The organism is Streptomyces sp. NBC_00454, from assembly GCF_041434015.1.
Taxonomy (GTDB): Bacteria; Actinomycetota; Actinomycetes; order Streptomycetales; family Streptomycetaceae; genus Streptomyces.
On sequence record NZ_CP107907.1, the window covers coordinates 6,129,279 to 6,149,112 of the forward strand.

General features: G+C 72.8%; 16 protein-coding genes. 14 read left to right on the forward strand and 2 right to left on the reverse strand.

Going from position 1 to position 19,834, the window contains the following annotated elements; all coding sequences use genetic code 11:
- Complete coding sequence (locus OHU74_RS28185; protein WP_371618456.1) at positions 1-1,383, reverse strand: aminopeptidase P family protein; 1,383 nt, start codon at positions 1,381-1,383, stop codon at positions 1-3.
- Positions 1,384-1,579: 196 nt separating this feature from the next.
- On the opposite strand from OHU74_RS28185, the gene OHU74_RS28190 reads away from it, so the two are divergent.
- From OHU74_RS28190 to OHU74_RS28230, 9 genes are all read left to right on the forward strand, one after another.
- Positions 1,580-3,961 (forward strand): collagenase, encoded by a 2,382-nt coding sequence (locus OHU74_RS28190; RefSeq protein WP_371618457.1) that lies wholly within the window; start codon positions 1,580-1,582, stop codon positions 3,959-3,961.
- A 162-nt stretch (positions 3,962-4,123) separates the two neighbouring features.
- Complete coding sequence (locus OHU74_RS28195) at positions 4,124-5,260, forward strand: NAD(P)/FAD-dependent oxidoreductase (RefSeq protein ID WP_371619832.1); 1,137 nt, start codon at positions 4,124-4,126, stop codon at positions 5,258-5,260.
- Between the two features lie 196 nt (positions 5,261-5,456).
- Complete coding sequence (locus OHU74_RS28200; RefSeq protein ID WP_371618458.1) at positions 5,457-5,792, forward strand: (2Fe-2S)-binding protein; 336 nt, start codon at positions 5,457-5,459, stop codon at positions 5,790-5,792.
- Complete coding sequence (locus OHU74_RS28205) at positions 5,773-7,326, forward strand: NAD(P)/FAD-dependent oxidoreductase (protein WP_371618459.1); 1,554 nt, start codon at positions 5,773-5,775, stop codon at positions 7,324-7,326. Before OHU74_RS28200 ends, OHU74_RS28205 begins: the two co-directional genes overlap by 20 nt.
- 76 nt (positions 7,327-7,402) lie before the next feature.
- Positions 7,403-8,335 carry a dihydrodipicolinate synthase family protein gene (locus OHU74_RS28210; RefSeq protein ID WP_371618460.1) on the forward strand — a complete coding sequence of 311 codons (933 nt, stop codon included), beginning with the start codon at positions 7,403-7,405 and terminating at the stop codon, positions 8,333-8,335.
- A 100-nt stretch (positions 8,336-8,435) separates the two neighbouring features.
- A complete protein-coding gene (locus OHU74_RS28215; RefSeq protein WP_330299125.1) occupies positions 8,436-9,440 on the forward strand; it encodes a proline racemase family protein in 1,005 nt (334 codons plus the stop codon).
- Positions 9,437-10,525 carry a proline racemase family protein gene (locus tag OHU74_RS28220; RefSeq protein ID WP_371618461.1) on the forward strand — a complete coding sequence of 363 codons (1,089 nt, stop codon included), beginning with the start codon at positions 9,437-9,439 and terminating at the stop codon, positions 10,523-10,525. The genes OHU74_RS28215 and OHU74_RS28220 overlap by 4 nt, the downstream gene beginning before the upstream one ends.
- Positions 10,522-11,496, forward strand: coding sequence for an ornithine cyclodeaminase family protein (locus OHU74_RS28225; RefSeq protein WP_371618462.1), 975 nt, complete (start codon positions 10,522-10,524; stop codon positions 11,494-11,496). Before OHU74_RS28220 ends, OHU74_RS28225 begins: the two co-directional genes overlap by 4 nt.
- Positions 11,497-11,570: 74 nt before the next feature.
- Positions 11,571-12,296 (forward strand): GntR family transcriptional regulator, encoded by a 726-nt coding sequence (locus OHU74_RS28230; protein WP_330299127.1) that lies wholly within the window; start codon positions 11,571-11,573, stop codon positions 12,294-12,296.
- A gap of 16 nt (positions 12,297-12,312) precedes the next feature.
- Here the strand turns inward: OHU74_RS28230 and OHU74_RS28235 are convergent, their stop codons facing one another.
- A complete protein-coding gene (locus tag OHU74_RS28235; RefSeq protein WP_371618463.1) occupies positions 12,313-13,773 on the reverse strand; it encodes a hypothetical protein in 1,461 nt (486 codons plus the stop codon).
- A gap of 149 nt (positions 13,774-13,922) precedes the next feature.
- On the opposite strand from OHU74_RS28235, the gene OHU74_RS28240 reads away from it, so the two are divergent.
- The 5 genes from OHU74_RS28240 to OHU74_RS28260 are packed head-to-tail and all read left to right on the forward strand — an operon-like array spanning position 13,923 to position 19,702.
- Complete coding sequence (locus tag OHU74_RS28240) at positions 13,923-15,674, forward strand: ABC transporter substrate-binding protein (protein ID WP_371618464.1); 1,752 nt, start codon at positions 13,923-13,925, stop codon at positions 15,672-15,674.
- Positions 15,675-15,676: 2 nt separating this feature from the next.
- Positions 15,677-16,633: an ABC transporter permease gene (locus tag OHU74_RS28245; protein WP_371618465.1), complete on the forward strand. Its 957-nt coding sequence runs from the start codon at positions 15,677-15,679 to the stop codon at positions 16,631-16,633.
- Positions 16,630-17,616, forward strand: coding sequence for an ABC transporter permease (locus OHU74_RS28250; RefSeq protein ID WP_371618466.1), 987 nt, complete (start codon positions 16,630-16,632; stop codon positions 17,614-17,616). Before OHU74_RS28245 ends, OHU74_RS28250 begins: the two co-directional genes overlap by 4 nt.
- A complete protein-coding gene (locus tag OHU74_RS28255) occupies positions 17,616-18,662 on the forward strand; it encodes an ABC transporter ATP-binding protein (RefSeq protein WP_371618467.1) in 1,047 nt (348 codons plus the stop codon). Before OHU74_RS28250 ends, OHU74_RS28255 begins: the two co-directional genes overlap by 1 nt.
- Entirely contained in the window at positions 18,659-19,702 is a 1,044-nt protein-coding gene (locus OHU74_RS28260) for an ABC transporter ATP-binding protein (RefSeq protein ID WP_371618468.1), read from the forward strand. Before OHU74_RS28255 ends, OHU74_RS28260 begins: the two co-directional genes overlap by 4 nt.
- Positions 19,703-19,834 lie beyond the last annotated feature (132 nt).

Genomic DNA, 19,834 nt, shown 5'->3' on the forward strand with positions numbered 1-19,834 from the left:
CTAGCCCTCCAGCAGGTTCCCCATCCACTCCTCGATCCCCGCCACCGTGCGGGGCAGGGCGCCCGACATCAGGCGGGCGCCCTCGGCCGTGATCACCAGGTCGTCCTCGATGCGGACGCCGATGCCGCGCAGCTCCGGCGGGAGGGTCTCGTCGTCGGGCTGGAGGTAGAGCCCCGGCTCGACGGTGAGGACCTGGCCCTCCTCCAGGACCCCGTCCAGGTAGGTGTCGGCCCGCGCCTTCGCGCAGTCGTGCACGTCCAGCCCCAGCATGTGCCCGCTGCTGCACAGGGTGTACCGACGGTGCAGATCGCCCTCGGCGTGCTTGAGCACGCCCCACTCCGCGAGCCCCTCGGCGATCACCCGCATTCCGGCCCGGTGGAAGTCGCGGAAGCTCGCGCCCGGCCGCAGCGCCGCCATGCCCGCGTCCTGGGCGGCCAGGACCAGCTCGTACACCTGTCGCTGGACGGGGGAGAACCGTCCCGACAGGGGGAGGGTGCGGGTGATGTCCGCCGTGTAGAGGGTGTCGGTCTCCACGCCCGCGTCCAGCAGCAGGAGTTCGTTCCCGTTCAGCCGGCCGTCGTTGCGGATCCAGTGCAGGACGCACGCGTGCGCGCCCGACGCGGCGATCGTCTCGTAGCCGGTGCCGTTGCCCTCGGCGCGGGCGCGGCGGTTGAAGACCCCCTCGATCCAGCGCTCCCCGCGCGGGTGGGCCAGCGCGCGCGGGAGGTCCCGTACGACGTCCTCGAAACCGGCGGTGGTGTGGTCGACGGCCAGCTGGAGCTGGGCCACCTCCCACTCGTCCTTGACCAGGCGCAGTTCGGAGAGCGCGGCGGCGAGTGCGGAGTCGGTGGCCGCGTTGCGGCCCGCCGGGCTGCCGAGGGTGTCCAGGTGGGCGCAGCGGATCCCGGAGAGCCGCTCGGCCTCGGCGAGGTCGGGGCGGCGGCCGACCCAGAACTCGCCGTAGCGGCGGTCGCGGTAGAACTCCTCGTTGCCGTCCACGCGCGGGGAGCGGGGGCGCAGGTAGAGGACGGCCTCGTGCGCGTGCGGGCCGGCGGGCTCCAGGACCAGGACGTGGCCGGCCTGGTCCTCGCCGGTGAGCCCGGTCAGCCAGGCGTACGCGCTGTGCGGGCGGAAGCGGTGGTCGCAGTCGTTGGTGCGGACCTTCAGTTCACCGGCCGGGATGATCAGCCGCTCGCCGGGGAACCGGGCGGAGAGCCGGTCGCGGCGGGCCGGGGTGACGGCGTGGCCGGGGGTCCGGTCGGCGGCGGGAAGCGGTGAGGCCGCCCAGTCCGAGGCCATGAACCGGGACAACTCCGGTGATACCGGCAGGTCGTGGCTGCCGATGTTGAGCCCGGCGGTGGGGCGGGAGGGGGTGTCGGTCACGGGGGCTCCCTCAAGAAGATGCGAACTGGTGGGCGCACAGGTCTTGTCAGTGCAATTTCACATTACTATGTTACAGCTCACACCGCGGCACGTTAATCCCCGTCAAACGCCGCGTGACGCCGGGCAGTTCAGGCACCGCAGTTCGCATATCGGCAGTTCGCGCACCATTTCCCCCACCTCCCCTCAGGAGTTCTCGGTGTCCCAGCACAGAGTCGTGCGTACGTCCCTCCTCTCCGCCGCCGTCGCGGTCACCCTCCTCGCCACCGCGGGCCAGGCCGTGACCCAGGCCGCCGAGACCGGCACCCCCGCCCGGGTGGCCGGCACATCGACGCCCGGCACCTTCACCGCGGGCGCCCCCGGGGCGAACCCGTTCGACGAGGTCGACCACCTCGCCCAGCAGCAGGAGAACGTTCCGGCCCCCGCCCCGGCCCCCGGCGGCCAGGCCGTCGCCGACGGCCGGGTCCCCGGCGCCGCCACCAAGGCCACCGCCGCCACCGCGCCCGCCGCCAAGAGCGGCAAGCTCGCCGCCGCCGCCCAGAGCGACGCCTCGGGCGTCCCCTGCACCCTCGACGGGATCACGAACCTCACCCCCGAGCAGTTCGCCGACTTCCTCGCCGACCAGGCCGTCACCGCCGACGTCTGCCTGCGCGGCCTCATCTGGACCTGGGACGCGCGCCTGGCCCCCGTCATGTCCGACGCCCACGTCCAGGCCGTCTCCCGGCGGATATCCGCCCTGTCCGCCGCGCACGACGGACGTAACTCCTCGCACCTGGAGGAGATGTTCAACTACCTGCACGCCGTGGCCTACCACGACTACTCGCGCACCGAGATCGACATCACCGACGCCCCCACTGTCGACGCCATGCGCCGCGCCGTCGCCGACTTCGGCGCCGCCGCCCACACCTTCGACACCACCGCCTCCAACGCCCGGACCCTGCGCGAGGCCCTCTACGCGGCCAGCGCCCCGGGCCTGCGCCAGTACCAGCTCGGCCTGATCAAGCAGGTCCTGGCCACCATGGACGCCTCGCACACCGCGACGAACCTGGACGCCAACTGGGCCGGCGCGGCGCTGGCAGCCCTCTCCGTCAACTACCTCGGCGTGTACCCCGGCAACAACGACGCCGCGTTCCAGGCCGCGGTGGCCGCCGACGCCCCGTACCGCGCGACCTTCAAGAACTTCGCCGCCTACACCCACCTCAAGGGCACCGGCAACGCCTGGGTGGCGCGCGACGCGCTGGGCGAGTACGGCCGCTTCGGCCAGATCGACAGCCTCAGGAGCGGGGTCGTCGCCGACCTCGGCGCGCTGCTCGGCCCGGTCAAGTCCGCCTTCGGCGACGGCAGCGAGCAGTGGGCGAAGATCGTCTCCTGGCTCAACTTCTACCAGGAGTGCAAGCAGTACGGGGTGTGCAAGGAGGACATAGAGAAGCAGCTCTTCCCGAACACCTACACCTACGACAATGGCGGCATCAAGGTCCGCACCGCCCTCGACCGGGCCACCGTCGACCAGCTCTACTACGCGAGCAAGCAGGTCAAGACGCAGTTCCACCGGGTCCTGGGCACCGACCAGCCGATCGCGGGCGACCCCAACACCACGCTGAACATCGTGCTGTACGCCTCCCGCGCGGACTACGTGAACTACCACCCGATCCTGACGGGCTACGGCACCAACAACGGCGGCATCTACATCGAGAACGGCGCGACCTTCTACACCTACCAGCGCCGCGTCCCGCAGGACTCCTCCCTCACCCTCGAGGAGCTCTTCCGCCACGAGTACACGCACTACCTCAACGGCCGCTTCGCCGTGCCCGGCTTCTTCGGCCAGGGCGCCTGGTACCAGGGCGACCGGACCACCGCCATGGACGAGGGCACCGCCGAGTTCTTCGACGGAGCGACCCGCGACAACGGCATCGCCGTACGCAAGTCCCTGGTCAGGGGCATCATCAGCGACACGGCCGGCGGCGGCCCGCGCATGACGGTGGACCAGCTGCTGCACGCCACCTACGCCAACGACGGCTTCCGTTTCTACAACTACGCGGGCACCTTCTTCGAGTTCCTGTGGACCGAACACCCCACGCTCCTGCGCGAGATGTACGGCCGCCTGCGCGCCGACGACCCGGCGGGCTTCGACGCCTGGCGCAGCCGGATGGGCGCGGACGCGTCCCTGCAGCGCGACTACAACCGCTTCCTGGACACCCAGATCGCCAAGGTGGACCAGCTGTACGTGCCGAACACCTCCTTCACCCCGAACGCGCAGCTGCGCGACGCGGCGCTGGCGGGCGTGAAGTCCTCCTTCTACTCGGCCACTTACAGCAACCCGGACTGCGTGGAGAACGGGGACGCGGGCAAGCGGCGGTTCACCTGTACCGGCAAGATCACCGCGAACCTGTCGAACTGGGGCAGTGACGACCAGAACTTCAAGGACATGTCCGAGACGGTCGACTACTTCATCCTCGACCGGGCGGGCGCGGCCTCGAACAACCTGGCCGACATGAACTGTTCCTTCGGCCCGCTGGAGGTCTGGCCCAACCACGTGGCGGGTACCTCGAGTTACAGCTGCGAGGGCCCGCTGCGCAGCTGACCCAGACGCAGGCCGGTCCCGCCGCCCGGCGGGGGCGGGACCGGCCTGTTCCCCTCCTAAAGAATGTGACATATTACTGTCGTGCCCAAGAGACACTCCCCCTCCCCGAGCCACGAGCCGAGCCGCCAGCCGAGCAGCCGGCCCAGCCGCCCGCTCGACGTAGTGATCATCGGCGCGGGCGTCGTCGGGGCCGCGTGCGCGTACTACGCGGCCCGTGCCGGACTCTGCGTGGCCGTCGTCGACCGGGGCCCGGTCGCGGGCGGCACCACCGGCGCCGGCGAGGGCAACCTGCTCGTCTCCGACAAGGAGGCCGGCCCCGAGCTGGACCTCGCACTGCTGTCGGCGGGCCTGTGGCGAGAGCTCGCGCTCGAACTCCCGCAGGAGATCGAGTACGAGTCCAAGGGCGGCCTGGTCGTCGCGGCCGACGAGGCCACGGTGAAGGCGCTACGGGGCTTCGCCGACGGCCAGCGCGCCGCCGGGGTCGACGCGGTAGAGGTCGGCCCGGGCGACCTACGGGATCTGGAGCCGCACCTGGCACCGGACCTGGCAGGCGGTTTCCTCTACCCACAGGACGCCCAGGTCCAGCCCGCCCAGGCAGCGGCCCGGCTGCTCGCGGCGTCCGGGGCCGAGGTGTACCTGGGGGAGGAAGTGACGGCCCTGCTCCGCTCCCCGGGGCCCGCCGGCTCCGGCGGACTGCGCGGGGTCCGCACGAGCCGCCGCGAACTCCTCGCCCCGGCGGTGGTCAACGCGGCCGGCACCTGGGGCGGCGCGGTGGCCGCGCTGGCCGGGATCCCGCTGCCGGTCCTGCCCCGGAAGGGGTTCGTCCTCGTCACGGAGCCGCTGCCGAGGGTGGTGCGGCACAAGGTCTACGCCGCTGACTACATCGCGGACGTGGCCAGCGGCTCGGCCTCGCTCCAGTCCTCGGCGGTGGTCGAGGGCACCCCGGCCGGTCCCGTCCTCATCGGGGCCACACGGGAACGGGTGGGCTTCGACCGCTCCCTGTCCACGCAGGCGCTGCGGCGACTGGCGTCCCAGGCGGCGGCGCTCTTCCCCGTCCTGGCGGACGTCCGGGTGCTGCGGGTCTACCACGGCTTCCGGCCGTACCTGCCGGACCACCTCCCGGCGATCGGAGCGGACCCACGGGTGCCGGGCCTGTTCCACGCGTGCGGCCACGAGGGCGCCGGAATCGGCCTGGCCCCGGCGACGGGCGCCCTGATCGCAGCGGCCCTGACGGACTCGCCCCCGCCCCTGGACCCGACCCCGTTCGACCCGACCCGCTTCGGGGAGCCCCCGGAATGACGGGCCGCTTCCCAGCCCCGCCGGCGTTTGAGGCGCGGGGTCTGGGGCGGAGCCCCAGGGGTCCGGGCAGAGCCCGGGGAACGGTGGAAGGGTGGGGAGGGGCAGGCTCCGCGCAGCGGCACCCACGCGCAGCCCGGCCCACCACACCCGAACCCACACACAGCTCACTGAAACCGGCAGAGGAGACCAGACGACGATGAACGAAGCGACAAGGCCCCGGCGACGGTCGCCCCGCGACCTGGTCGGCGGCGCCCCCACCGACACCTGGACCCTCCGCTTCGACGGCCGCGAACTGCCCGCGCAAGCCGGGCAGAGCATCGCCGCCGTCCTCTGGTCCGCCGGCATCCTCGCCTGGCGGACCACCCGTGAGAACGCAGCCCCCCGCGGCGCGTTCTGCGGGATCGGCAGTTGCTACGACTGCCTGGTCACCGTCAACGACCGCCCGAACCAGCGCGCGTGCCTCGTCCCCGCCCGCCCCGGCGACCGCGTCACCACCCAGGAGGGCACCGGCCATGCCGACCTCGCCATCTGACGGCCCCGCCGCCTCGGCCACCCCGGCCGACCGGGCGGCCCCCGCCGCCGCGGCCGCCCCCGCCGACCTCGCCGTAGTCGGCGCCGGCCCCGCCGGCCTCGCCGCCGCGGTGACGGCCGCGGGCCTCGGCCTGCGCGTGGTCCTCCTCGACTCGGGGGAACGCCCCGGCGGGCAGTTCTACCGCCACCCGGCGCCCGGACTCGGAGCGGCCCGCCCCGAAGCCCTGCACCACGGGTGGGCCGCCTTCGCCTCGCGCGAAGCCGCCCTGCGGGAACACGAGGAGGCCGGGAGAATCACGTACCTCCCGCTCCACCACGTCTGGACCGTGGTCCCGGGCCGGGGGCAGGACCCCGGGCAGAGCTGGACCCTGCACGCCGTAGTCGGCCAGGGCCTGGACGCCGACGCCGACCCCGAAGCCACCACTGCCGCGACCGTCCACGCCGGCGCGGTGCTGCTCGCCACCGGAGCCTACGAGCGCCAGTTGCCCTTCCCCGGCTGGACCCTGCCCGGGGTGGTCGGGGCCGGTGGGGCGCAGGCCATGCTCAAGAGCGGGCTGGTGCTTCCGGGCAAGCGGGTGGTCGTCGCCGGGAGCGGGCCCCTGCTGCTCGCCGTGGCCGGCTCGCTCGCCGCCGCCGGAGCCCGGGTGCCCGTCGTGGTGGAGGCCGCCTCCTACACCGGGTACGCCCGCCACGTCCCCGCCCTGCTCCGCAACCCCGCCAAGCTCGCCGAAGGAGCCACCTACGGCGGCGCCCTGCTCCGGCACGGGGTCCGGCTGCTCGCCCGGCACGCCGTCACCGAAGCCCACGGGACCGGGCGGGTCGAGGCCGTCACCGTGGCCCGGCTCGACCGCGACTGGCGCCCGGTCCCCGGAACCGCGCGCCGCATCCCCTGCGATGCCGTCGCCGTGGGCCACGGGCTGGTGCCCCAGCTGGAGTTGGCCACCGGCCTCGGCTGCGCCACCCTCCAGAGCCCCGACGGCACCGTCGCCCTGGAGCTGGACCCCGGCCAGCGGACCTCGGTCCCCGGGATCTGGTCCGCCGGGGAGACCGGCGGGATCGGCGGTGCCCAACTGGCCCTGGCCGAGGGGGAGATCGCCGCCCACGCGATCGCGGGCCGGCCCGTTCCGGCACGCCTCGTCCGTACCCGTACCCGGCTGCGGGCCTTCGCCGCCGCGATGGCCGGCGCGCACCGGCCGGGCCCCGGCTGGACCGGCTGGCTGCGCGAGGACACCGACGTGTGCCGCTGCGAGGAGGTCGCGGTCTCCCGGATCCGGGAGGCCGTCGAAGACCTGGGCGCACGGGACGCCCGTACGGTCAAACTGCTCACCCGGGCCGGCATGGGCTGGTGCCAGGGCCGGATGTGCGGTCCGGCCGTGGCCGCCCTGGCGGGGGAGGAGCCGTCGCCCGACCGCAGGCCGCTGTCCTGCCCGGTCCCACTGCGCGACCTCGCCGGACTTCCCGAGGAACCCGCCGCCGGGCTTGCCGAGGAACCCGCCGCTGGGCTTCCCGTCGAACTTTCCACCCCCGAACGCTGATCAGGCGCGCCGCAACTCTTGTGGCCGCCTCGCGCCCGCTAGTAAAATGTCACACATCACCCTAGGGAGCTCTCTCATGACCCACGCGCACACCCCCGCGCCCACCACCGCCACGGACACCCGCACCCGCCCCTGGCACGGCATCATGGTCGCCACCGCGCTACCCCTGCGGGAAGACCTGAGCGTGGACTACGACGCCTACGCCGAACACGTGGCCTGGCTGATCGCCAACGGCTGCGACGGCGTCGTCCCCAACGGTTCCCTCGGCGAGTACCAGACCCTCACCGACGAAGAGCGCGCACGCGTCGTCCGTACCGCCGTCGAGGCCGCCGGTGACGGCGCCCGCGTCATGCCCGGCGTCGCCGCCTACGGCAGCGCCGAGTCCCGCCGCTGGGCCGAACAGGCCGCCGAGGCCGGCGCCGGGTCCGTCCTGCTGCTGCCGCCCAACGCCTTCCGCGCCGACGAGGCCGCCGTCCGCGCGCACTACGCGGAGGTCGCTCGCGCCGGGCTGCCCGTGGTCGCGTACAACAACCCCATCGACACCAAGGTGGACCTGGTCCCGGCACTCCTCGCCCGGCTCCACGCGGACGGCTCCATCGTCGCCGTCAAGGAGTTCAGCGGAGACGTCCGCCGCGCCTACGAGATCGCCGAACTGGCCCCGGGTCTCGACCTGTTGATCGGCGCCGACGACGTCCTGCTCGAACTGGCCCTGGCCGGGGCCGTCGGCTGGATCGCCGGCTACCCCAACGCCCTCCCGCAGTCCTGCGCCACCCTCTACCGGGCCGCCGTCGCCGGGGACCTCGCCACCGCCCTCCCGCTCTACAAGTCCCTCCACTCGCTGCTGCGCTGGGACTCCAAGACCGAGTTCGTCCAGGCCATCAAGCTCTCCATGGACCTGGCCGGCCGGCCCGGCGGCGCCACCCGCCCGCCCCGCTTCCCGCTGACCGGCGAGATCGAGGCCGCCGTCCGCGCCGCCACCGAGAAGGCCCTCGCCGAGGGCCTCAACTAGCCACGCCGACCAGCCCGTCCGAGGCCTCGGCCACCACGTCGACCGGCCCCGTCCGAGGCCCCGACCCACACGCCGACAAGGCAGTCAGGGGGAGCGCACGATGCGCACGCGCCACATCTACCACGCGGTGGACTCGCACACCGAGGGGATGCCCACCCGGGTGATCACCGGGGGAGTCGGGGTGATCCCCGGCGCCACCATGGCCGCCAAACGGCTCCACTTCATCGAGCACCTGGACCACATCCGGACCCTGCTCATGTACGAACCGCGCGGCCACTCCGCGATGAGCGGCGCCATCCTGCAGCCCCCCACCCGCCCCGACGCCGACTACGGCGTGGTCTTCATCGAGGTGTCGGGCCTGCTCCCCATGTGCGGGCACGGCACCATCGGGGTCGCCACCGTCCTCGTCGAGACCGGCATGGTCCCGGTCGTCGAGCCGGTCACCACCGTCCGGCTCGACACCCCGGCCGGACTGGTGAGCGTCGACGTGCTCGTCGAGGACGGTGCGGCCACCGCCGTCACCCTCACCAACGTCCCCTCCTTCAGCGTCGGCCTCGACCTCAAGGCCGAGGTCCCCGGCTACGGCACGGTCACCTACGACCTCGCCTACGGCGGCAACTTCTACGCCTTCGTCGAACTCGACTCCCTCGGCCTCCCCTTCGACCGGGAGCGCAAGGAGGACCTGATCGCCGCGGGCCTCGCCGTCATGGACGCGATCAACGCCTCCGACGACCGGCCCACCCACCCCGAGAACCCGGCGATCGGCGGGGTCAAGCACGTCTACCTCGCCGCCCCGGGCTCCGACGCCCACCGCTCCCGGCACGCGATGGCCATCCACCCCGGCTGGTTCGACCGCTCGCCCTGCGGTACGGGAACCAGCGCGCGCATGGCGCAGCTGCACGCCCGGGGGCTGCTGCCCCTGGACACCGACTTCGTCAACGAGTCCTTCATCGGGACCGAGTTCACGGGCCGCCTCGTCGGCGAGACCACCGTGGCCGGGATCCCGGCCGTCGTGCCCACCGTCACCGGGCGGGCCTGGATCACCGGCACCGCCCAGTACTTCCTCGACCCGTCCGACCCCTTCCCCGGAGGGTTCCTGCTGTGACCGCCACCCCCGAGTCCGCCCCGGCCTCGGCCTCGGCCTCCGCGCCCACCGTCGTCCGCACCGCCGACTACCACACCGCCGGGGAGCCGTTCCGGATCGTCGACACCCTCGACACCTTCTCCGGGGGTCTGCCCCCCGCCCCCGGCGACACCGTCGCCGAGCGCTGCGCCACCGCCATCGGGCCGGGCGGCTCCGGCACCGCGCCGAGGCGGGGCGCCCTGGACGACGTACGGCGGCTGCTGGTGCAGGAGCCGCGCGGGCACGCCGGGATGTACGGGGGGTTCGTGGTGCCGCCCGACGACGACGGGGCCCACTTCGGGGTGCTGTTCTGGCACAAGGACGGCTACTCCACCGCCTGCGGCCACGGCACCATGGCGCTCGGCGCCTGGGCCGTGGACACCGGCCGGGTCCCCGCGCCCGCGGACGGGGACGTGCCCGTACGGATCGACGTGCCCTCGGGGCGGGTCGGCGCGACCGTGCACCGCGCCGGGGGCCGCACCACCGGGGTCACCTTCCGCAACGTCCCGGCCCGCACCAGCGCCCGCAAGGTGCCCGTCGCCACCACCCTGGGCCTGGCCGAGGTGGACATCGCGCACGCCGGGGCCTGCTACGCCTCCGTCGCGGCGCGGGACCTCGGCCTGGAGGTGACCCGGGCCTGTCTGCCCTCGCTGGCGCGGGCCGGAGTGGAGATCCGGGCCGCGCTCGCCACCCACCCGGGGACCTGGCACCCGGGCGGGCCGCTGCTCTCCGGGGTCTACGGGGTGATCTTCTACGAGGAACTGCCCGACACCCCCTTCGGCCCGCACCAGCGCAACGTCACGGTCTTCGCCGACGGGCAGATCGACCGGTCGCCCTGTGGCTCCGGCACCTCGGCCCGGCTCGCGCTGCTGGCCGAGGACGGGCGGCTGGGGGCGGGGGACGACCTGCTGCACGAGTCGGTGACCGGCACGGTGTTCACCGGCCGCGTCGCCTCGGCCACCCCGGCCGGGCTGGTCACGGAGGTCACCGGAGCCGCGTACCGCACCGGCGAGCACACCTTCACCGTGGACCCGTACGACGCCCTCGGCACCGGGTTCCTGCTGTGACGCGGAATGCTGGGATCCGGCAGTTCTCGGCGGCCGAGACGGCCGGGCTCCTGGGCCCGGCCGCCGCCGCGGACGCGCTGGCCGGCGTACTGCGGGCCGGGCTGGACCCGGAGGGCTGTCCGCCGCGCGGGGCCGTGGCGGTGCCGGGCGGCGGGGAGCTGCTGGTGATGCCTGCCGCGGCCGGGGCCTACGCGGGAGTGAAGATCGCGGGGGTCGCGCCGGGGAACCCGGCGCGCGGCCTGCCCCGGATCACCGGCACCTACCTTCTCCTGGACGGGCCCACCCTGCACCCGCTGGCCCTGTTCGACGGGGCGGCGCTGACCACCCTGCGCACCCCGGCGGTCTCGGCGCTCGCGCTGCGCCACCTGGTCCCGGACGGCCGGCCGCTGCGGCTGCTGCTCTTCGGCTCGGGGCCGCAGGCGTACGGGCACCTCGAAGCGGTGCTGGCGACGCGCCGGTTGGCGGAGGTGGTGGTCGTGGCGCGCACGGGATCTCCGAAAAGCGCCGAGGGTGCCGGGAAACTGGCCGCGCACGCCCGGGGACTGGGGGTCCCGGCCCGGGAGGGGGTGGCGGCCGAGGTGGCCGACGCCGACCTGGTGATCTGCTGCACCACGGCCCGCGAACCCCTTTTCGACGGACGGCTGATCGCACCGGGCGCCACCGTCGTGGCGGTCGGCTCGCACGAGCCCGAGGCCCGGGAGGTGGACACGGCCCTGGTCAGGCGGGCGGCCGTGTACGTGGAATCGCGTGCTGCGGCCCTGCGCGAGGCGGGGGACCTGCTGGTTCCGGAGGCGGAGGGGGCCATCGGACCCGGCCACATCACGGGCACCCTGGCCGAGTTGGTGGCGGGCCGGCTCGCGGTCGGCGCGGCGGCGAGTTGTCCACAGCTCTTCAAGAGTGTGGGCATGGCCTGGGAAGATCTCGCTGTGGCGGTCGCGCTGTTCGAGGCCGCAGGAGGCGGCGTCCAGTGAGAAGCGTGCGCAACGTGACATTGTACGCTGTTCCTCCGCACGCCAATGGTGTGAGCGGTCTCGGAGGAAATGCAATGGGTGACCTGAAGCAGCACAGTCTCATCAAGGCTCAGGAACGGCTCCGCGATCAGGTCGGCCACGCCCTCCGAGCGGCCCTGATAGCGGGCGAACTGCGCCCCGGCAGCGTCTACTCCGCCCCCGGCCTCGCGGCCGAGCTCGGCGTCTCCGCCACCCCGGTGCGCGAGGCCATGCTCGACCTGGCCCGCGAAGGCCTGGTCGAGCCGGTCCGCAACAAGGGATTCCGCATCACCGAGGTCAGCGAGCGCGACCTCGACCAGTACACCGAATTGCGCACGATGATCGAGGTCCCGACCATCGGCCGGATCACCAAGATCGCGACCCCGGCGCAGCTCGAGGCCCTGCGCCCGATCGCCGAGGAGATCGTGACGAGCGCCCGGGAGCACAACCTCATCGGGTACCTGGAGGCCGACCGCCGCTTCCACCTGTCCCTGCTGGCCCTCGCGGGCAACGACCGCCTGGTCGAAACGGTCGGCGACCTGCGCAAGCGCTCCCGCCTGTACGGGCTGACCGGCCTGGACGAGGCCGGCAAGCTGGTCTCTTCCGCCGAGGAGCACATCGAGCTGCTCGACCTGATGCTCACCGGCGACTCGGAGGCGGCCGAAGCCTGCATGACCCGCCACCTGGGCCACGTCCGCTCCCTCTGGGCCCAGGGCCGCGACGAACCGGTGGGCCGCACCCCGGGCGGCCTGGGCTCGGGCGCCCTGGGCTCGACGGGCTGACCCGGCGGAGGCTCCGCTACGGCGTGCCCGCGCCCGACGGCTCCGTCCCCCGGGCGGCGGCCAGGTCGAGCACCGCGCGCATCGCCTCCACCGGCAGCCGGGGCGAGGCGGCGGCGGCTGCCACCACGGACTCCGAGGCGTCGCCGAGCAGGCGCAGCAGGGTGTCCGGCGCTGTCCGGGGGTCCTTGGCGACGGTCTGCCGGACTGTATGGGCCGCATCTGCCGCCAGGCATTCCCGCAAGGCGGCCGGCAGGTCCGGGTCGCGCAGGGCGAGGACGCGCATGCGCGCGTCTGGGTCGGCGGCGAACCGTCGGAGAGTCTCGGGCGGGAACGCGAAGTAATCCGCGGGGCGCTCCGGGAACTTCGACCGTCCGTGGCGCCGCTCGATGTCCTCGGCGGTGGCGAGGTCCACATCGGGGGTTCGTGACAGAGCAATCATGCGGGTCGTCGGGTCCTCGTCCGCGAGCATCCGCCTCAGCAGTGCGGCCGGCAGCCGATCGCTGCGGGCCGCCGCGCGCCGCATGCCCCGGGACGGGGACGTGGCGTGGGGGACGGGATCGTCCTCGATCCAGGGATAGGGCTCCATGTCCAGGAAGATGAGGACGATTTCGCAGAAGAGGTCGTCCTCCTCCGCGTTCTCCCAGTCCTCGTCGGACCGACGGGCTCCTGCCGTCAGCCACGCGTGGATCTCCGTGCGGAGTTCCGGCGGGGTGTCGGCGCGGGCGAAGACCTTCCCCCGGACGTCGGGGCTCGGGTCGCGCGCGAGCAGGTCCCGCAGCTCCGTCGGTAGTGCTGGGTGGGCGGCGAGTTCCGCGCGTACTTCCTCGTTGGGGTCGGTTGCCAGGGCTGCCGCCATGTCGGGGTCCAGGTCGAGGAATCGTATGACGGTCTTGCGGGTAGCCCGGTCGGCCAGCAGGGCCGCATGCAGGTCGGGGGGTGGCCGGTGTCGACAGGCGGCGGTCCGAACCGCCGTATCGGTATCGGTGAGGAGCCTTCGCAGGACGTCCTCGGGCAGTTCCACCCCGCCCCGGGCGAGTGCCTCGCGTACCTGGGCGTCGGCGTCTGCGGCCAGCACGGCCAGGGACTCGGCCTTCAGGTCGGGGAGCCCCGCGAGGGCTGTCCGCTCCGCCTCGGGACCGGCGGCGGGCAGAGCCTGGCGTCCGTAGCCGGCGGCCTCCACCTTCGCCCGCGCCGCTCGCACCTTCGGGTCCGGGTCGGCGGCCAGCCGTGCGGCGAACTCCGGCGGCAGTGCCTCGGCGTGCGCGAGTGCTTCGTCTGCGCCGTGCACCAGGAACGCCTCGCACAGGGCCGGGCTCAGGGCAATCCCCTTGCGGCGGGCCAGTGGGAGCGGGGCCATCCGGTAGGGCAGCAGTCGCACCGCGAGTTCTTCCGGGAGGGCAGGGTTCCGGGCCAGCCCTTTCAGCACCTCAGCCAGGTGCACGAGCGCGGGCAGCGCAGGCAGCCGTGTCGGATCCATGGCGGGAGCATAGGCGGCCCCAACGCCCCTCCGTCCGCTCGGATTTGGACACGGCTGGATAACGGCCGCTCCGACCCCTTGTCAGTACAATTTCACATTACTATGTTACCGGTCACACTATAGAGCGCGGCCCTTCACTGGAGTGACCCATGACCAAGCGCACCCAACTCGCCCTCGCCACCGCCCTGGTGGCCGTACTCGCACTCGGTGCCTCGGGATGCTCCGACCCCAAGAAGGGCTCCGCCGGAGGCGGTGGTGCCTCCAATCCCGCCGCCGCCAACGACGGGAAGATCCTCGGCGGGACCCCCGTCAAGGGCGGCACGCTCACCGTCCTGTCCAACCAGGACTTCGCCCACCTCGACCCCGCCCGCAACTGGGTGATGCCGACGATGGACTTCGGCACCCGCCTCCTCTACCGCACCCTCGTCACCTTCAAGGCCGAGCCCGGAAAGGGCGGCAGCGAGCTCGTACCCGACCTCGCCACCGACCTCGGCACCCCCTCCAACGGCGGCCGGACCTGGACGTTCACCCTCAAGGAGGGCCTGAAGTACGAGGACGGCTCGGCCATCAGGGCCCAGGACATCAAGTACAACGTCGAGCGCTCCTTCGCCCCCGACCTCACCGGCGGCCCCGACTACGCGGCCCAGTACCTGGCCGGCACCGACGGCTACAAGGGCCCGCTCCAGGGCAAGCACCTCGACTCCGTGAAGACCCCCGACGACCGCACGATCGTCTTCGAACTGAAGCGTCCCGTAGCCGAGTTCTCCGCCACCGCCACCCTCCCCACCTTCGCGCCCGTCCCCGAAGCGCAGGAGAAGGGCACGCAGTACGACGCCCGGCCGTTCTCCTCCGGCCCGTACAAGATCGAGTCGTACGACCGGGACAAGAAGCTCGTCCTGGTCCGCAACGAGCACTGGGACGCCAAGACGGACACCGTCCGCAAGGCCTACCCGGACAAGTTCGTCGTGGTCATGGGCCTCAAGGGCGGCCAGATCGACGACCGGATCATCGCCTCCGAGGGCGCCGACGGCTCCAGCGTCCAGTGGTCCGACATGCGGCCCGAGAGCGCCCCCAAGGTGCTGCCGAAGCCGGAGATCAAGCAGCGGCTGCTGGCCGAGTCGCAGGGCTGTACCGAGATGCTCCAGATGAACAACTCCCGCGCCCCCTTCGACGACCCGAAGGTCCGCGAGGCGATGCAGTACGCCATCGACAAGGAGGCCGTGATCACCGCGGACGGCGGTCCGGCCCTCAACGAGGTCGCCACCGCCTACCTGCCCCCGGCCCTCTCCGGCGGCAAGCAGGCCGACACGCTGAAGATCGCGCCGTCCGGCGACCCGGCCAAGGCCAAGGAACTGCTCAAGGCCGCGGGCAAGGAGACCCTGAAGGTCTCCCTCGCCGTCTCCACCGGGGACAAGGGCCAGGCGGAGGCCGTCCAGCAGAGCCTGGGCCGCGCGGGCATCGAGGTGGTCATCGACACCGTCGACCCGGGCGCGTACTACGACGTCATCGGTGACACCACCACCGCGCCCGACCTCGTCCTGTCCGGCTGGTGCCCCGACTACCCCTCCGGCTCCACCTTCCTGCCCTTCGTCTTCGACGGCCGCACCATCAAGGCCAAGGGCAACTCCGGCAACTACTCACAGTTCCGCGACGACGCCACGATGAAGCGGATCGACGAGATCAACGCGATGGCCGACGCCAAGCAGGCCAACCAGGCCTGGATCGACCTCGACGCCGAGCTCATGAAGAAGTCCCCGGCCGTCCCCGTCCTGCTGGAGCGCAAGCCGCTGCTCGTCGGCACCAACATCGCGGGCGCCTTCGGCCACCCGGTGTGGGTCGGCCAGATCGACTACGCGACGGTCGGCCTCAAGGACCCCGCCAAGAGCCAGAACCAGGGCTGATCATGACCGCCGCCATCGCCGCCCCGTCCAAGGACGCGGCGGCGGTCGCGGAGGTACCTCCGGGCAGCAGCCCCTGGCAGCTCGCCCGGCGGGAACTCCGCCGCCGCCCCGCCGTCCGCGTCAGCCTCTGCGTCGTCCTCCTCTTCGTCCTGATGGCCGCCACCGCCCCCTGGCTGGGTGCGCTCGGCGGCTGGTCCCCGGAGGAGTTCGACAAGTCCGCCATCGACCCCTACCTGGGCGGCCAGCCGCTGGGCTCCTTCGGCGGGATCAGCCCCGAGCACTGGCTCGGCGTGGAACCCGTCACCGGCCGCGACCTGTTCGCCCGGGTGGTCTCCGGCGCCCAGGTCTCGCTCCTCATCGCCTTCGCCGCCACCGCCATCGTCGTCATCACGGGCACGGCCGCCGGAATCGCCGCCGGCTACTTCGGCGGCCGCACCGACGCCGTCCTGTCCCGCCTGATGGACCTGACGATGTCCTTCCCGTCCCTCATCTTCATGATCGCGATGCTGTCCGTGGCCAAGGACGTCAACCGCATCCTCCTCATGACCGCCGTCATCGGCCTCTTCGGCTGGCCCGGCGTCGCCCGCGTGGTGCGGGGCCAGGCCCTGTCCCTCAGACACCGCGAGTACGTGGACGCCGCCCGCGTCGGCGGCGCGAGCTCCTGGCGGATCCTGACCCGGGACATCCTCCCGGGGGTCTCCGGACCGGTCATCGCCTACACCACCCTGCTCATCCCCGGCATGATCAGCACCGAGGCCGCCCTGAGCTACCTCGGCGTGGGCGTCCGCCCGCCGACCCCCTCCTGGGGCCAGATGATCGCCGAGTCCGTGGCCTTCTACGAGACCGATCCCATGTACTTCGTCATCCCCAGCCTCTTCCTCTTCCTCGCCGTGCTCGCCTTCACCCTCCTCGGCGACGCCCTGCGCGACATCCTCGACCCGAGGGGCGCCCGGACGTGATCCTCTACTTCCTGCGCCGCGTGCTCGCCCTCGCCGGGGTGCTGCTCGCCATCGCCGCCGTCACCTTCCTCATCTTCTACGTGCTCCCCTCCGACCCGGCCGCGGCCGCCTGCGGAAAGACCTGCAGCGCCGAGCGGCTGGCCGACGTACGCGCGTACCTCGGCCTCGACCGGCCCCTGTGGAGCCAGTTCGGCGACTTCCTCACCGGGATCTTCACCGGCCGCACCCTCGGCACCGGCCAGTACGCCGTGCAGTGCGACTTCCCCTGCCTGGGCTACTCCTACGAGAACTCCCTGCCCGTCTGGGACCTGCTCATGGACCGCCTCCCGGTCTCCGCCTCCCTCGCCGTGGGCGCGGCCGCCCTCTGGCTCGTCCTCGGCCTCGGCGCCGGGGTCACCGCCGCGCTGCGCAAGGACACCGCCACCGACAAGGTCCTCATGGTCGGAGCGGTCGCCGCCGCCTCCCTGCCCGTCTACTTCACCTCGGTGATGCTGATCTACGGGGTCATCCGCATCGCCGGACTCCTGCCCTACCCCGCCTACCAGCCGTTCACCGAGAACCCGCTCGCCTGGGCGAGCAACCTGCTGCTGCCGTGGACCGCGCTCGCCCTGCTCTACGCCGCCATGTACGCCCGCCAGAGCCGCGGTTCGATGATCGAGGCGATGGCCGAGCCGTACATCCGTACCGCCCGCGCCAAGGGCATGCCCGAGCGCACCGTCGTCGTCAAACACGGACTGCGCTCCGGAATGACCCCGATCCTGACCATTTTCGGTATGGACCTCGGCGGCCTGCTCGCCGGAGCCGTCATCACCGAGTCCATCTTCGGACTCCCCGGCATCGGGCGGCTGTTCTACGGGGCGCTCGTCAGCTCGGACCAGCCCGTCGTGCTCGGGGTCACCCTCCTCGCCGCCTTCTTCATCGTCGTCGCGAACCTCGCCGTCGACCTCCTGTACGCCGTCATCGACCCGAGGGTGAGGTACTGATGCCCCCGCCGCCCCAGACGTCCCTGCCATCCCAAGCGTCCCGGCCGTCCCAGACGCCCAAGGCGCCCCTGCTCCAGGTGCGCGACCTGCGCGTCACCTTCACCACCCCGCGAGGCTCCGTACGCGCCGTCGACTCCCTCGGCTTCACCGTCGAGGCGGGCCGGACCCTGGGCATCGTCGGCGAATCCGGCTCCGGCAAGTCCGTCACCTCCCTCGCCGTGATGGGACTGCACCGGGGGGCCGAGATCGGCGGCTCCGTCGCCCTCGACGGGCAGGAGCTGACCACCAAGTCGGAGAAGGAGCTCTCCAAGCTGCGCGGCCGCAAGATGGCCATGATCTTCCAGGACCCGCTCTCCAGCCTGCACCCCTACTACACGGTCGGCGAGCAGATCGCCGAGCACTTCCGGGTCCACTTCAGGGCCGGCCGGGCCGCCGCGAAACGGCGCGCGGTCGACATGCTCGGCGAGGTCGGCATCCCGGAACCGGCCCGCCGGGCGGGGGAGTACCCGCACCAGTTCTCCGGCGGCATGCGCCAGCGCGCGATGATCGCCATGGCGCTGGCCTGCGAACCCGAACTGCTCATCGCCGACGAACCGACCACCGCCCTCGACGTCACCGTCCAGGCGCAGATCCTGGAGCTGATCGCCCGGCTCCAGCAGGAGCGCGGCCTCGGAGTCGTCATGATCACCCACGATCTGGGGGTGGTGGCCCGGGTGGCCCACGAGGTCCTGGTCATGTACGGCGGCCGCGCCGCCGAACAGGCCCCGGTGGACGAGCTGTTCGCCGACCCCGCCCATCCGTACACCAGGGGCCTGCTCGACTCGCTGCCCCGGCTGGACGACCAGGACGACGCGCCGCTGCGGGCCATCCCCGGCTCGCCGCCCTCCCTGCTCGCCCCGGCCCCGGGGTGCGCGTTCGCCCCCCGCTGCCCGAAGGCGGGCGAGGGCTGCGAAGACCAGCGGCCGGAGCTCGCCGCCTACGGGGACGGGCCGGCGCGCACGGTCGCCTGCCACTACGCCGGCACCGCAGCGGAGATGACCCGATGACCCCGACCTCAGACACGACCTCGGACACGACCACCGACACGAGGGCCGACGCGACGGCCCGCGCGGTCACCGACCGGCCGCTGCTCTCCGTACGCGACCTCACGATGTCCTTCCCCGGCAAGCGGACCGCGACCGGGCGCCGGGGGGCGCCCGTGCGCGCCGTGGACGGGGTCTCCTTCGACCTGGCGGCCGGTCAGACCCTGGGCCTGGTCGGCGAGTCGGGCTGCGGCAAGTCCACCACCGGACGCATGATCGTCCGACTCCTCGAACCGACCTCCGGCAGCGTGGAGTTCGAGGGCAAGGACATCAGCCGGCTCTCCCAGCCGGCCCTGCGCCCCCTGCGCCGCCACCTCCAGATGGTCTTCCAGGACCCGCACTCCTCGCTCAACCCCCGCCAGACGGTGGCCCGGATCATCTCCGACCCGCTGCTGGTCCAGGGCTGGTCGGCGTCCGACGCACGCCGCCGGGCCGCCGAACTGATGGACCTCGTCGGGCTGATCCCGGAGCACATCGACCGCTACCCGCACGAGTTCTCCGGCGGCCAGGCCCAGCGGATCGGCATCGCCCGCTCGCTCGCCACCAGCCCCCGGCTGATCATCGCCGACGAGCCGGTCTCCGCGCTCGACGTCTCGGTCCAGGCGCAGATCGTCAACCTGATGGAGCGGCTGCGCGCCGAACTGGGCCTGGCCTACGTGTTCATCGCGCACGACCTCTCGGTCGTCAAGCGGGTGAGCGACCGGGTCGCCGTCATGTACCTCGGCCGGATCGTGGAGATCGGCGACAAGAAGTCCCTCTACGACAACCCCCAGCACCCCTACACCCGGGCCCTGCTCTCCGCCGTCCCGCTTCCCGACCCGGCGGCGGAGCGCCGCCGCGAACGCATCGTCCTCCTGGGCGACCCCCCGAGCCCGGCCTCCCCACCCCCGGGCTGCACCTTCCACCCGAGATGCCCGAAGGCGCAGCCGGTGTGCCGGGTGGAACGTCCGCTGCTGCGGATCGCGGAATCACGAGAGGTGGCCTGCCACTTCCCGGGCGACTGAGCCGTAGCCGGGCGCGGCGCCGTCGCCGGGGGCCAGCCCCCGGACCCCCGCGCCTCAAACGCCGGCGGGGCTGAGATTTCCCGGCGGGGCTGGAAATGCCGCTGCGCGGCAAATCCAGCCCCTCCGGCGTTT

Bases quoted from the DNA above. Each gene is read 5' to 3' on its own strand.
- OHU74_RS28205 (WP_371618459.1), top strand. From the start codon at position 5,773: ATGCCGACCTCGCCATCTGACGGCCCCGCCGCCTCGGCCACCCCGGCC.
- OHU74_RS28215 (WP_330299125.1), top strand. From the start codon at position 8,436: ATGCGCACGCGCCACATCTACCACGCGGTGGACTCGCACACCGAGGGG.
- OHU74_RS28245 (WP_371618465.1), top strand. From the start codon at position 15,677: ATGACCGCCGCCATCGCCGCCCCGTCCAAGGACGCGGCGGCGGTCGCG.
- OHU74_RS28240 (WP_371618464.1), top strand. From the start codon at position 13,923: ATGACCAAGCGCACCCAACTCGCCCTCGCCACCGCCCTGGTGGCCGTA.
- OHU74_RS28200 (WP_371618458.1), top strand. From the start codon at position 5,457: ATGAACGAAGCGACAAGGCCCCGGCGACGGTCGCCCCGCGACCTGGTC.
- OHU74_RS28230 (WP_330299127.1), top strand. From the start codon at position 11,571: ATGGGTGACCTGAAGCAGCACAGTCTCATCAAGGCTCAGGAACGGCTC.
- OHU74_RS28210 (WP_371618460.1), top strand. From the start codon at position 7,403: ATGACCCACGCGCACACCCCCGCGCCCACCACCGCCACGGACACCCGC.
- OHU74_RS28260 (WP_371618468.1), top strand. From the start codon at position 18,659: ATGACCCCGACCTCAGACACGACCTCGGACACGACCACCGACACGAGG.
- OHU74_RS28235 (WP_371618463.1), bottom strand. From the start codon at position 13,773: ATGGATCCGACACGGCTGCCTGCGCTGCCCGCGCTCGTGCACCTGGCT.
- OHU74_RS28255 (WP_371618467.1), top strand. From the start codon at position 17,616: ATGCCCCCGCCGCCCCAGACGTCCCTGCCATCCCAAGCGTCCCGGCCG.